11 protein-coding genes are annotated in these 12212 nt (G+C 66.0%); 1 reads left to right on the forward strand and 10 read right to left on the reverse strand.

All coding sequences use genetic code 11. The features are described 5' to 3' along the window. Nucleotides 1-153: 153 nt before the first annotated feature. A complete protein-coding gene (gene mutL / locus LQG66_RS30615) occupies nt 154-2013 on the reverse strand; it encodes a DNA mismatch repair endonuclease MutL (RefSeq protein WP_231319548.1) in 1860 nt (619 codons plus the stop codon). A gap of 207 nt (nt 2014-2220) precedes the next feature. On the opposite strand from mutL, the gene LQG66_RS30620 reads away from it, so the two are divergent. Then, nucleotides 2221-2532, forward strand: coding sequence for a ribbon-helix-helix domain-containing protein (locus tag LQG66_RS30620; protein ID WP_231319549.1), 312 nt, complete (start codon nt 2221-2223; stop codon nt 2530-2532). Between the two features lie 217 nt (nt 2533-2749). Here the strand turns inward: LQG66_RS30620 and LQG66_RS30625 are convergent, their stop codons facing one another. From LQG66_RS30625 to lspA, 9 genes are all read right to left on the reverse strand, one after another. Next, nucleotides 2750-4318, reverse strand: a complete 1569-nt coding sequence (locus LQG66_RS30625) for a GMC family oxidoreductase (RefSeq protein WP_231319550.1) — start codon at nt 4316-4318, stop codon at nt 2750-2752. Nucleotides 4319-4354: 36 nt separating this feature from the next. Next, nucleotides 4355-4903 carry a gluconate 2-dehydrogenase subunit 3 family protein gene (locus LQG66_RS30630; protein ID WP_231319551.1) on the reverse strand — a complete coding sequence of 183 codons (549 nt, stop codon included), beginning with the start codon at nt 4901-4903 and terminating at the stop codon, nt 4355-4357. A 50-nt stretch (nt 4904-4953) separates the two neighbouring features. After that, nucleotides 4954-5349: a VOC family protein gene (locus tag LQG66_RS30635; protein ID WP_231319552.1), complete on the reverse strand. Its 396-nt coding sequence runs from the start codon at nt 5347-5349 to the stop codon at nt 4954-4956. 1 nt (nt 5350) lies between these two features. After that, nucleotides 5351-5668, reverse strand: coding sequence for a c-type cytochrome (locus LQG66_RS30640; RefSeq protein WP_345778968.1), 318 nt, complete (start codon nt 5666-5668; stop codon nt 5351-5353). A gap of 431 nt (nt 5669-6099) precedes the next feature. Beyond that, nucleotides 6100-6519: an alternative ribosome rescue aminoacyl-tRNA hydrolase ArfB gene (gene arfB, locus LQG66_RS30645; protein WP_231319554.1), complete on the reverse strand. Its 420-nt coding sequence runs from the start codon at nt 6517-6519 to the stop codon at nt 6100-6102. 1214 nt (nt 6520-7733) lie between these two features. Beyond that, nucleotides 7734-9104 (reverse strand): M16 family metallopeptidase, encoded by a 1371-nt coding sequence (locus LQG66_RS30650; RefSeq protein WP_231328012.1) that lies wholly within the window; start codon nt 9102-9104, stop codon nt 7734-7736. 8 nt (nt 9105-9112) lie between these two features. Further along, nucleotides 9113-10498, reverse strand: a complete 1386-nt coding sequence (locus LQG66_RS30655; RefSeq protein ID WP_231319555.1) for a M16 family metallopeptidase — start codon at nt 10496-10498, stop codon at nt 9113-9115. Nucleotides 10499-10675: 177 nt separating this feature from the next. Further along, the gene (locus LQG66_RS30660) at nt 10676-11380 is read right to left on the reverse strand and encodes a hypothetical protein (protein WP_231319556.1); all 705 of its coding nucleotides are present in this window, start codon (nt 11378-11380) and stop codon (nt 10676-10678) included. Between the two features lie 170 nt (nt 11381-11550). Continuing rightward, the gene (gene lspA, locus LQG66_RS30665; RefSeq protein ID WP_231319557.1) at nt 11551-12048 is read right to left on the reverse strand and encodes a signal peptidase II; all 498 of its coding nucleotides are present in this window, start codon (nt 12046-12048) and stop codon (nt 11551-11553) included. Nucleotides 12049-12212 lie beyond the last annotated feature (164 nt).

A 12212-nucleotide genomic window follows, 5' to 3' on the forward strand; every position in this document is an offset into this window, starting at 1 on the left:
GCGCCGCAATCTCTCATCGCCCTTCGCTGTCATCGTCCGCGCAGGCTGACGATCCAGTACGCCGCGCCGTTGGTGAGAACGACTGACGTCTCTGGAATACTGGATGCCCCGCCTGCGCGGGGCATGACGACTGAATGAGTCGTTGCAGCTTCGCTATCTCCGCCCGAACAGCTTCTCGACATCGGCGAGCTTGAGCTCGACATAGGTCGGGCGGCCGTGATTGCACTGGCCGGAGTTCGGCGTGTCCTCCATCTCGCGGAGTAGCGCGTTCATCTCCTCCGGCTTGAGGCGGCGGCCGGCGCGCACCGAGCCGTGGCAGGCCATGGTGGCGGCGACGTGCATCAGGCGGCGCTCCAGCGGCAGCGCCTCGCCCCATTCCTCCATGTGCTCGGCGAGATCGCGCAGCAGCCCCGCCGCATTGATCTTGCCGAGCAGCGACGGCGTCTCGCGCACCGCGACCGCGCCGGGTCCGAACGACTCGATCACAAGCCCGAACGAGGACAGCTCGTCGGTGCGCGAAAGCAGCGCCTCGACGGTCGCCTCGTCGAGCTCGACGATGTCGGGGATCAGCAGGATCTGGCGCTGTACGCCGTGGGCGGCGAGCGAGGCCTTCAGCCGCTCATAGACGATGCGCTCATGGGCTGCGTGCTGGTCGACGATGACGAGGCCGTCGCGCGTCTGTGCCACGATGTAGGTGTCGTGGATCTGCGTGCGCGCGGCGCCGAGCGGACGGTCGAGCAAATCGGGCGCGGCCGGCTGCTCGTGCAGGCGCAGATCGGCGCTGGGCGTACCGACGTCGAACGCGGCCTGCGAGGATTCGGCGAGACCAAATGGGGTGGGAGACGCCGAGGGTGCGGCCGACGGGAACGAGCCGCCGAAGTGCGGCATCGGCGCGACCGGCATCGACGGCGAGCGCTGCCAATCCCAGTTGACCGCACCAAGGTTGGGGCGCGACGGCCCGAAGGCCGGACGGAAGGCGGCGATGGTCGCGCCGCCGTCATTGGCCGCCGTGCGCCGCCCCTCACGCGCGAGACCTTCCTTCAGCGCGTGCACGATCAGCGCGCGAACCAGGCCGGCATTGCGGAAGCGCACCTCGGTCTTGGCCGGATGCACGTTGGCATCGACCTCGCGCGGATCGAGCGTCACGAACAGCGCCACGACCGGATGGCGGTCGCGCGGCAGGTAGTCGGCATAGGCCGCGCGCACGGCGCCGAGGATCAGCTTGTCGCGCACCGGACGGCCGTTGACGAACAGATACTGCCCGAGCGCGTTGGCGCGCGTGAGCGCAGGCGCGGCGGCAAAGCCTTCGACCGCGACGCTGTCACGCTCGCTGCGCACCGCGATCGCATGGCTGCGGAAGTCGGCGCCCAGGATGTCGCCGAGCCGCGTGAGCTGGCCCGGTGCGCCAGGCAATGCGGCGGTCCAGGTGACCGGAGCGCGCTCTTCGCCGGCAAGCGTGAAGGCGATATCGGGCCGCGCCATCGCCAGGCGACGCACGACTTCGCGGATCGCCTCGGCCTCGGTGCGGTCGGTCTTGAGGAACTTCAGCCGCGCCGGCGTGGCGTGAAAGAGGTCGGCGACCTCGACGCGGGTGCCCTGGTTGAGGGCTGCCGGAACGATCGGCGATTTCGCGCCGCAATCCACCGCGAGCGCCCAGGCATGCGGCTCGCTTTTGTGCCGCGTCGTGATCGACAGCCGCGCCACCGAGCCGATCGAGGGCAGCGCCTCGCCGCGGAACCCGAGCGTGCGGATCTGCAGCAGGTCTTCGTCGTCGAGCTTGGAGGTGGCGTGGCGCTCCACCGCGAGCGCCAGATCCGCCGCGGTCATGCCGCCACCATCGTCGGTGATCGCGATCTTCCGCCGCCCGCCGCCGTCGGTGAAGATGTCGATCCGGCTGGCGCCGGCATCGATCGCGTTCTCGACCAGCTCCTTGACCACGCTCGCGGGCCGCTCGACCACCTCGCCGGCGGCGATGCGGTTGATGACCTGTTCGGGAAGCTGGCGGACGGGCATGAGGCGGGACTGCCGTGAGATTCGGATGCGCTGTTGTAACCGCGGCGGCGGCCCGGAGCGATGTCGACGCGGCGCCACAATTGCGGCCGGGAGAATAGCGTTTTTTATGCAGTGCGGCAGGCGAAAGCCACGTTCTCCAACGGGATTGTGAGGCGGGCGGGGCCAGTATATCGTTTCGCAAAAATAACGATCAGCCGGAGGAAACCCATGTGCCATCTGTTCGCACACCAGCCTCAGCGCGATTATGCATCGCAGACCCGCTCTCTGCGGATCGGCGGCCATAGCACCTCGATCCGGCTCGAAATGGCGTTCTGGGACACGCTCGAGGAGATCGCCGCCAAGGAGGGCATGAGCCTCGCCAAGTTCGTGACCACGCTCTACGCCGAGGTGCTCGATCATCACGGCGAGGTGAAGAATTTTGCGTCGCTGCTGCGCTGCTCCTGTTTGATCTACCGGGCGAAGGCGACCGCCGCGATGCCACCATTCCCCGACAGCGCGATCCTCGACGCCGCGGAATAGCAACACGCCTGCTGTCTCGTCTCCCTCCCCCGCGTGCGGGGGAGGGCGGGGTGGGGGCGCCACAAAGATAGTCTTTCCTTAGCGTTCCCCCACCCGCATCGCATCTGCGATGCGATGCGAGCTCTCAGAGCGAGCTTCGCCCGTCTCGCCCCGCAAGCGGGGGAGGCGCTGACAGCGTTCGCGGTGGGTGAGGTGTGCACCCATGAAGCGTTGCTGATCAAATCTCCTTCTTCTGCATCGCGCCTGCGATGTAGTCGGCCTGGCGGATCGCCAGCGCCACGATTGTCAAGGTCGGGTTGCACGCAGCGCCCGTGGTGAACTGGCTGCCGTCTGACACGAACAGGTTCTTGACGTCGTGGGTCTGGCCGAACTTGTTGACGACGCCGTCCTTGGCCTTCTCGCTCATCCGGTTGGTGCCGAGATTGTGCGTCGAGGGATAGGGCGTGGTCGGATAGGTCACGGTGGCGCCGACCGCCTCGTAGATCGCGCTTCCCTGCTTGTAGGCGTGGGCGCGCATCGCGACGTCGTTGGGATGGTCGTCGAAATGCACTGAGGCCACCGGCATGCCGAACTTGTCCTTGGCGGCCGGATCGAGCGTGATGCGGTTGGTCTCCTGCGGCATGTCCTCGCCGACCAGCCACATGCCGGCCATGCGCGGATAGGTCTCCATCGCCGCGGTGAAGCTGCGGCCCCAGGCGCCGGGATTGAGGAACGCCGCCATGAACGGCAGGCCGAGCGACAAGGTCTCCATCTCATAGCCGCCGACGAAGCCGCGCTTCGGATTGAACGCCGCCTCGTCGCGGACGATGCCGGCCATCGTGGTGCCGCGATACATGTGCACCGGCTGCTCGAAGGTCGCGTAGACGCTGCCGGTCATGTGCCGCATGTAGTTGCGGCCGACCTGGCCGGAGGAGTTGGCGAGGCCATCCGGGAACAGGTTGGAGGCGCTGTTGAGCAAGAGCCGCGGGCTCTCGATCGAGTTGCCGGCGACCGCGACGATGCGGGCCTTCTGCAGCTGCATCTTGCCCTGGCCGTCGGCATAGACCACGCCGGTGACCTTGCCCGAGGTGTCATGCTCGATCTTGATCGCCATGCTGCCGGACCGCACCTCGAGATTGCCGGTGGCCTCGCCCTTCGGGATCTCGGTGTACAAGGTCGACCATTTCGCACCGGACTTGCAGCCCTGGAAGCAGAAGCCGATCTGCTGACAGGCGCCGCGGCCGTCACGCGGCTGCGAGTTGATCGCCATGTTGCCGGTGTGCACAGTCTTGTAGCCGAGCTTCCGGGCACCGGCCTCGAGCACCTTGAAATTGTTGTTGCCGGGCAGGCCGGGAATGTCGTTGGTGCGGGTCACGCCCATCTTGAACTCGGCCTTGGCGTACCACGGCTCCATCTCGGCCAAGGTCACCGGCCAATCCAACAGGCTCGTGCCGGGCACGCCGCCATAGGTGGTGCGGGCCTTGAACTCGTGCTCGTCGAAGCGCAGCGAGGCGCCGGCCCAGTGCACGGTCGAGCCGCCGACCGCCTTGACGATCCAGGCCGGCAGGTTGGCAAAATCTTTCGCCACCCGCCAGGTGCCGGACGTGGTGCGCATGTCGGTCCAGGCGAGCTGGGTGAAGCTCTCCCATTCGTCGTTGATGAAATCGGGAATCTCGTAGCGATTGCCGGCTTCGAGAATGACGACCTTGATGCCCTTCTGCGCGAGCTCGTTGCCGAGCGTGCCGCCGCCGGCCCCTGAGCCGATGATGACGACGACGCTCGAATCGTTCTGATCGAATTTTGCCATGGTGGTTTCCTCCGTGTTGTCTGTTGTTCGACGGCGTCAGGCTTTCGGCAGCCAGTCGATGTCGGAGAAGCCACGGTTGATGTAGCCGCCATGCTCGGCGGAAGAGCCCTCGTAGCCGAATTTCGGCCAGAGCTCCTTCTGATTGTAGAGCGACACCACGAGGTCGCCGCGGATGGTCTTGAAGAAGGTCGTCTGCTCGATGCCCTGAAGCAGCGTAACGCGGTCGGCCTCCCACGGCACCTGCGCATACGGCACCTTGTGGCGGTCGCGCGCATCCTGGTCGAGCCGGGCGACGCCATCGTTGATCATCGCCTTGACGGCGGCGTCCTCGGCCGCCTTGTCGTCCCACGGCTTGACCGCAGTGATGTAGTAGCGGTCGGCGAGGAAGTCGTGCGGGTAGATGTCGCGTGCGACCTTGACCAGCGTCTTCAGGGTTGCCGGCGTCAGCGCCTTGGCATCCTCGGCCCAGGCATCGGTGATACCGAGGCCGGTCGCGGAGGCCACGGCGGCAGCAGGCACGGTCGAGGCCGCGCCCTTGAGAAAGACGCGGCGGTCGTATTTGTTGCGGCGATCGACTTCTCTCATGGGACTTTCCTCCGTTTGTTTTTTACTTATGACGTCGCGTCGTGCGTGGCTCAGCCGAAGCGGCCGCCGCGCTGGATCACCTCGATCTTGTAGCCGTCGGGATCGGTGACGAAGAAGAAGCGCGCCAGCGTCGCGCCGTTGTGCTTGAAGTCGCGCAAGGGGCCGGGCGCCAGCTTCTCGCGCTCGAAACGGGCATGCTCGGCGTCGAGATCGTCGACCACGACGGCGAGATGGCCGTAGCCGTCGCCGAGCGTGTAGGGCTCCTTGCGGTCGTAGTTGACGGTCAGCTCGACCTCGAACGGCGATGATGGATGGCGCAGATAGATCAGCGCGAAGCCGTCGAACTTCAGGTGATCGGCGATCTCGAGCCCGAAGGCGCGCTTGTAGAAGTCGAGCGCCTTGGCCTCGTCGAAGACGCGGATCATCGAATGAACGGGCTTGGCCATCTCAATTGTCCTTCAGATAGGTGATGATCGCAGCGCGCAATTCGGGCTTGGCCTGGCGGTAGGCCATCACGGCGCCGGGGATCAGCTCTTGCGGGTTGGTCAGCCAGGCGTCGAGCCTGGCCTCGTCCCAACTGAAATCGGCCTTGGCAAAGCCGGCCGAATAGCGGAAGCCTTCGACCGCGCCGGCACGGCGGCCGACGACCTTCGCAAGCGGCGGTCCCTGGCGCATCGGCTCGGCGGTACTGAGGGTGTGGCAGACGCCGCATTGCTGCTTGAACAAGGTCGCCCCGTCGACCGGCTTGGGCGATGGCAAGGCCATCTGCGCCGCCGCGATCGTGGTGCTCAGTATCGCGCCGCACCATCCAAGTCCGAAAAGAAACAACAACTCTCGCGCCGCACGCCGTCCCGACATCGATCCTCTCTCATCATTTTTGATGAGACTAGGTCGCAGCCAAAGCGCCGTGGTAGTAGCGGGCTGTTTCGGCCAGAACAAAGCGTGCGCAGGACTCGTCCGGCCCCAGGGTATGTCAGCGTTGCGGACTATTCCGGCTGCGTCGCAACCACCGTCATTCCGGGGCAAGGCCGCAGGCCTTGAACCCGGAATCTCGATATTGTCTGGCGTCCATTCCTAACGATTTCGAGATTCCGGGTTCAATCGTCAACGCGCAGCCGCTTCGCGACTTCGCATTGCCGATTGCCCCGGAATGACGGTGACAACCCAACTGTTCAGCTCTTTTCGATGCAGAAGGACTAATCGTCGAAGCGGCGTCCGCCGCGTCCGGCCTTGACGTCGCTGCGGATTTTCTTGCCCTCGAGCCGGCGTTGCTTGGAGCCGAAGGTCGGCTTGGTCGGGCGGCGCACCTTCGGCCGCACCATCGCCTCCTTCAACAGCGTGACGAGACGGTCGATCGCATCGGCCTTGTTGCGCTCCTGGGTGCGAAAGCGTTCGGCCTGGATCACGATGACGCCGTTCTTGGTCATGCGCTGGCCGGCCAGCCGGGCGAGCCTGACAGCCGCATCCTCGGGCAGCGTGATCCGGGTCGTATCGAAGCGCAGTTGCGCCGACGTCGACAGCTTGTTGACGTTCTGGCCGCCGGGGCCGGAAGCGCGGACGAACGAGATCTCGATGTCGTTTTCGTCGATGACGAGGTCGCGGGATATCCGCAGCATGGGGCACCACAGGAATCGATTGTGGCGTGCACCATAGCGGGTTTAGGGCTGATGTGCGCGGTCTGCACCCGTTCGATCGTGCGGCTGGCCCGGGACCGATGCCAAAATCTCCGCTGTCATCCCGGCGCACGCCGGGATCCATACTCCCAGGGAGAAGTTTGAGGCAGGCTAGTCGTTGACACCTCCCGCATCATATCCGCCGCGGACTATGGGTCCCGGATCGGCGCCGCGCCGCGCTGGCGCGCGTCGCGGCTTGTCCGGGACGACAGCGGTGTGGGAGGCGGATTCACGGCTCAAACAGCGATTGACATAGCTTTGGGTTCTCGCGGCGCATCGCGCCCGAGGCTTATGATCAATTCGTCCCTCATAAGAATGCAGAGGGCGCGGGGAATGCCGGGCGCTGGCCGCACCCATGGCCCGCCTGCGAAAAAAAATGCAGGCGGCAGGTACCACAGGTTCAGCCGAGACATCCCGGCATTCCCCGCGCGATGGTCTTCACGCTTATACGCAGTCTCCCTGGTGCGCCGGGCTTGTTGGCCACCATCATCCGCGCGGCGCGTCAGCGCCGACACGAACTTGATACCAGCATCGGGGTATCAGGACGCTGCGACTTCACGTCCGCAAGCGATCGTTCGTCGGCGCCCTCGTCAAGAAGACGCTGCGATCTCTCGCGGCCATCGCATCCCCGCCTCGCGTGTCGTGACGATCGCGCGCAACGCCCCTCCGCAGTGAGGCGGGATGCGGAGAGATAATCATGATTTCTGAAAAATAGCAATAGGATTATCTTTTTCGGAAGTCTCGCCGCGACATCCAATCGCGCAGCGTTATCCAATGTCGTTCCGGGCAAGCCACCGGCAACACGAAGCGTTGTCCGGCGGCGCCGACCCGGGATCCATACGCCGCGGCGGCTGTGGGGGCGAGCAGCTCACCCCGCAAGCGCAGGCAACGGCATCGAGGATCAGACCTTGTGCCCGTCTCTCACCACGCCGTCATGGCCGGGCTTGTCCCGGCCATCCACGTCCATCGACGGTCTCGAAAGACGTGGATGCCCGGGACAAGCCCGGGCATGACGACCAACTAACTAGCTGGACCTTCGGAGCAAAGGACTATGGTTCGCGGAACCATTTGCGTTCCCGGGAACGCGAGTAGCGGTAGGCCAATGCGAGACGGATGTGCGCCGCCGCTGCCGAAAGCGACGGCACCCTCTCCCCGCCTCAGTTCGTCTTCGTCACCGGCGCCGTGGCCGGGGCCTGGGCCGGTTCGGCGGCGGCCTGCGGGGTGCGGCCGACGACGGTCGTGAGCAGGCCCTGGCTCCAGAGCTGCTTGGCGGCCTTCTTGGCGTCGTCCAGGGTCACGGCGTTGACGATCTCGCTGCGCTTCTCGATGTAGTCGATCGGCATCTTGTCGAGCTGATATTGCAGCATCGCCTGCGCCAGCTTGGAGGAGGTGTCGAGCGCCAGCATCTGCGAGCCGTTGATGTAGGACTTGGCCTCGTCGAGCTCCTGCTGGCTCGGGCCTTCCTCGGCGATGCGGCGGATTTCACCCTCGACGGCGGTGATGGTCTCGCCGGCACGGTCGAAGCGGGTGGCGGTGTTGCCGATGAACAGCGCCGAATGATCCATCCACAACAGCGCGTCATAGACAGAATAGGCCAGGCCGCGCTTCTCGCGTACTTCCTTGTACAGCCGCGACGACAGGCCGCCGCCGCCGAGAATGTGGTTGACGACATAGGCCGCCATGAAGTTGGGGTCGTGGCGGCGGATGCCGGGGCCGCCGAAGGTGATCACCGTCTGCGGCACGTCGAGCGCGACCTGCACGCGCTGCGGCGGCTTGGTGGCGACCACATCGGGCACCGCCGTCAAGGTGGCCTTGGCCGGCAGGCTGCCAAACGTCTGGTCCAGCAGCTTGCCGAGCGTGGCCGGGTCGACGTCGCCGACGACGGCGACCTTCAGCGTGTCTTTGGCCAGCACGCGACCGGTATAGTCCTTGAGATCGTCCACGGTGATCGCCGGCACGCTGTCGAGCGTGCCGTTGGCCGGCCGGCCGTAGGGATGGTTGGGGTAGGCGAGCTCGAGGAATTTGCGGCCCGCCAGCGAGCTGGGATTGGTGGTCTCGCGGCGCAGGCCGGAGATCACCTGCGAGCGGATGCGCTCGACATCGGTGCTGTCGAAATGCGGCGAGGTCAGCGCCGTACGCAACAGCTCGAACGCCTCGTCCTTGTTGTCGCGCAGCATGCGCAGCGAGCCGCGGAACTGGTCGCGCGACACCTGGAAGCTGAGCTCGATGGCGCGGCGATCGAGCCGCTCGTGGAAGGTCTTGGAGTCGAGATCGCCGGAGCCCTCGTCGAGCAGGTCGGCGACGAGATTGCCGACGCCGGGCTTTCCGGCCGGGTCCTGCGAGGCGCCGCCCTGGAATGCGTATTCCATGGCGATCAGCGGCACGGTGGCGTCCTGCACGAACCAGGCTTCGATACCGCCGGGCGAGACCAGCCGCTGGATCTTGGTGGCAGCCTGGGCAGACGGGGAAACTGCGAGCGCTGCTGCGGCGACGGTGAGCGCGCAGGCGATGCGGCGGGCGAAGGTCATTGTGCTGCTCACGACCGCTTCTCCTCGCGCTTGGCGGCATTGTCCTTGATCAGATAGCCGGTGACGGAGCGCTTCTTGTCGAGCCATTTCTGCGCCGCTGCGCGCACCTGCTCGGCGGTCACGGCGCGAATGCGATCTGGCCAGCTCCGGATGTCCTCGATGCTGAGCCCGGTGGTGAGCCCGCCGCCATACCAGCGCGCCATCGTCGCCTGGTTGTCCTGGGCGTAGATCGCTTCCGCGATCAGCTGCGTCTTGACCCGTTCGAGGTCGGCGGCTGGAACCGGATTTTGCGCGATCTCGGCGATCACGCTATCGACGGCGGCCTCGACTTGCGCGAACTCCACGCCGGGCTTCGGCGCGGCTGCGATCGAGAACTGGCTGGGATCCAGCGAGGTGCCCTGATAGGACGCGCTGGCACTGATCGCGAGCGCCTTGTCGACGACGAGCGCGCGATAAAGATAGGAGTTGCTGCCGCTGCCCATCAGCTGCGCCAGCACGTCGAGCGCGGCGGACTCGCCGGGCGCGGCGGTCGTCGCCGACGGCACCAGGTAGAAGCGGCGCATCGAGGGCTGCTCGACATGCGGATCCGACAGCGTCACGGTGCGCGGTGCGACCGGCTCGGGCTCCTGCGGCCGCAGCCGGCGCGCCGGGATATCGGCCTGCGCAGGGACCTTGGCGAAGGTCTGCTCGACGAGCGGCCGCACTTCCTTGGCGTCGGTGTCGCCGGCGATGACGAGGATCGCATTGTTGGGAGCGTAGAAGCGGCGATAGAAGGCGAGCGCATCCTCGCGGCCAAGCTTCTCGATCTCGGGCCTCCAGCCGATCACCGGCCGGCCATAGGGATGGTTGAGATAGAGCGCCGCCATGACCTGCTCGTTGAGGCGGGCTTCCGGAGAGTTGGCGACGCGCATGTTGTATTCTTCGAGCACGACGTCGCGCTCGGGCAGCACGTTCTCGTCCTTCAGCACCAGGCCGGTCATGCGGTCGGCCTCGAACTCCATCATCTTCGCCAACTGGTCGCGCGGGACGCGCTGGAAGTAGCCGGTGTAGTCGACCGAGGTGAAGGCGTTCTCGTTGCCGCCGATCTTCAGCACGGTCTTGGAGAACTCGCCGGCCGGATGCTTCTCGGTGCCCTTGAACATCAGGTGTTCGAGGAAATGCGCCAGGCCGGATTTGCCCGGCGTCTCGTCGGCGGACCCGACCTTGTACCAGATCATCTGCGTCACCACGGGGGTGCGGTGATCCTGGATCACGACGACCTGCAAGCCGTTGGGGAGGGTGAAGCTGGCAGGGGGCTCGGAGGCGAACGTCGTTTGCGCCGAAGCGCCGGCCGAGAACGCAACGAGGGAGACGAGCGCGGCGGCGACGGAAATGAACCTGTGCGAGGACATCATGATCCTTCTGAGGGCCCGCGGGCGAGCGATCGGGTTTGAGCACGGCATGCTACACTGCGCCGGGACGGGCGCAGGCTCACAAAGCGGCGATGACATCTCGCCGCATGACGCAATTAAGTTTCGTTAACGGCAGGGGATGCCGACAATCCCGGGTCACTCCGGGGTGTTCGGCCGCCGTCACCGCTCCTTGCCGGTCATGATGTCGAGCTGCTTGCCGCCCAGCGGCTCTTTCGGGCCGGTGCCATAGGCATAGCCGGGCGACGGGGTCTGATAGCCGGGCGGCGGCTGGGTCAGGCTCTCGCGCTCCGGCTCGGTGGTGAACGGCTTGCTCTCGCTGTCATTGCCCTTGAACATGCCGAACAGGCCGCCTTTGAACCCGAGCTGCGACGGGCTCATCATCGGATTGTTGCTGACGCCCGGCTGGATCGGCTCGGTCTGCTTCGCCGAGGCTGTCCGTCCGACCCTCATCTCCGCGGGGGTCAGCGGACGGGCGGAGGCGACGGGGTCCTTGTTGTCCTTCTTGCGCGCGGCGGCGGCGGCGCGGCGCTGCTGCTCGTCGGGGTCCTTCGGCCAGTTTGGCGCGGTGGCCTGGGCGCCCCGCGCCGGCGGCGGCAGGTCGAGCTTCGGCGGCACCACCAGCGGCGAGCGCTCGCGGTAGTCGATGTTGGGCGTTTCCATGTTGGTGGCGCCCATGCCCTTCATCAGATTGTCGATGATCTTCTCTTCGAAGGTCTTGTCGTCCTCGTCGCCTTCCTGGGCGCGGGCAACGCCCGCTGCCATGATGACGCCGATGCCGAGCGCGACGGCGGACAGCCGCAGGGCGCGAATGGCGGCGTGGGACGCGCCGGTCACGATCCGGCCGCTGACTTCGGTCTTGCGCATGGCTTTCCCTGTCCTCGCTTGTCCAGTGCTCGTGCTCCGACGAACCGGCCGCGAATCCATCGATCTGGACCCTCGACGCGTGCCGATCGTGCGGTCATTCCGCGATCCCGAAAACGTGAAGAACCTCAGGCTCTTGACCCTGGATCGGCATCGGCCGGTATTGACCCGGATCAGGGCGCTTTTGCGGCGGGGCCCCCGAAGAACGAGTCATACAGCAGCGCCGCCACCCCGGCAACGATGGCCACGTCGGCCAGATTGAAGATGTACCAGTTGTAAACGGTGCCGCCGATCTGGACGTGGAACAGCGCGAAATCGACCACTGCGCCGTAGGCGAGCCGGTCGATGCCGTTGCCGATCGCACCGCCGATGATCAGGCCGAGCGCCGATGTGGCCAGCTTGGTCTCCGAGCGCGCCATCCAGATCGCCAGCAGCACCACGGCCACCGCCTTGATTGCCATCAGCGCGAATTGGGCTGCCGGGCTGTCGTTCTGCAGCCAGCCGAAGCTGATGCCGATGTTCCAGGCCAGATAGAGGTCGAAGAACGGGGTGACCTTCACCGTGCCGCGGTTGGGCAGGTCGAACGCGTACAGCAGCCACAGCTTGGAGGCCTGGTCGACGACCAGCGTGACGAGGCCCGCGAGGAGGCCGAGGCGGAGGCGGGAGGTCATGCCCGATCGCTCGCCACCAGCACGGCTGTCGTCCCCGCGAACGCGGGGACCCATACGCCGCGGCCGATCTTGTTTGAAAGACTCTGGATCATCGTTCTTTGCCGACAAGCGAGGACTGTGGTTATGGGTCCCCGCTTTCGCGGGGACGACAGTGGTGGGTGACG

The sequence above is a fragment of the Bradyrhizobium ontarionense genome, assembly GCF_021088345.1.
Classification (GTDB): Bacteria; Pseudomonadota; Alphaproteobacteria; order Rhizobiales; family Xanthobacteraceae; genus Bradyrhizobium; species Bradyrhizobium ontarionense.

What these genes read in the sequence shown, in the direction of transcription:
- mutL (WP_231319548.1), bottom strand. Translation starts at nt 2,013, where the DNA reads ATGCCCGTCCGCCAGCTTCCCGAACAGGTCATCAACCGCATCGCCGCC.
- LQG66_RS30620 (WP_231319549.1), top strand. Translation starts at nt 2,221, where the DNA reads ATGTGCCATCTGTTCGCACACCAGCCTCAGCGCGATTATGCATCGCAG.
- LQG66_RS30625 (WP_231319550.1), bottom strand. Translation starts at nt 4,318, where the DNA reads ATGGCAAAATTCGATCAGAACGATTCGAGCGTCGTCGTCATCATCGGC.
- LQG66_RS30630 (WP_231319551.1), bottom strand. Translation starts at nt 4,903, where the DNA reads ATGAGAGAAGTCGATCGCCGCAACAAATACGACCGCCGCGTCTTTCTC.
- LQG66_RS30635 (WP_231319552.1), bottom strand. Translation starts at nt 5,349, where the DNA reads ATGGCCAAGCCCGTTCATTCGATGATCCGCGTCTTCGACGAGGCCAAG.
- LQG66_RS30640 (WP_345778968.1), bottom strand. Translation starts at nt 5,668, where the DNA reads ATGGCCTTGCCATCGCCCAAGCCGGTCGACGGGGCGACCTTGTTCAAG.
- arfB (WP_231319554.1), bottom strand. Translation starts at nt 6,519, where the DNA reads ATGCTGCGGATATCCCGCGACCTCGTCATCGACGAAAACGACATCGAG.
- LQG66_RS30650 (WP_231328012.1), bottom strand. Translation starts at nt 9,104, where the DNA reads ATGACCTTCGCCCGCCGCATCGCCTGCGCGCTCACCGTCGCCGCAGCA.
- LQG66_RS30655 (WP_231319555.1), bottom strand. Translation starts at nt 10,498, where the DNA reads ATGATGTCCTCGCACAGGTTCATTTCCGTCGCCGCCGCGCTCGTCTCC.
- LQG66_RS30660 (WP_231319556.1), bottom strand. Translation starts at nt 11,380, where the DNA reads ATGCGCAAGACCGAAGTCAGCGGCCGGATCGTGACCGGCGCGTCCCAC.
- lspA (WP_231319557.1), bottom strand. Translation starts at nt 12,048, where the DNA reads ATGACCTCCCGCCTCCGCCTCGGCCTCCTCGCGGGCCTCGTCACGCTG.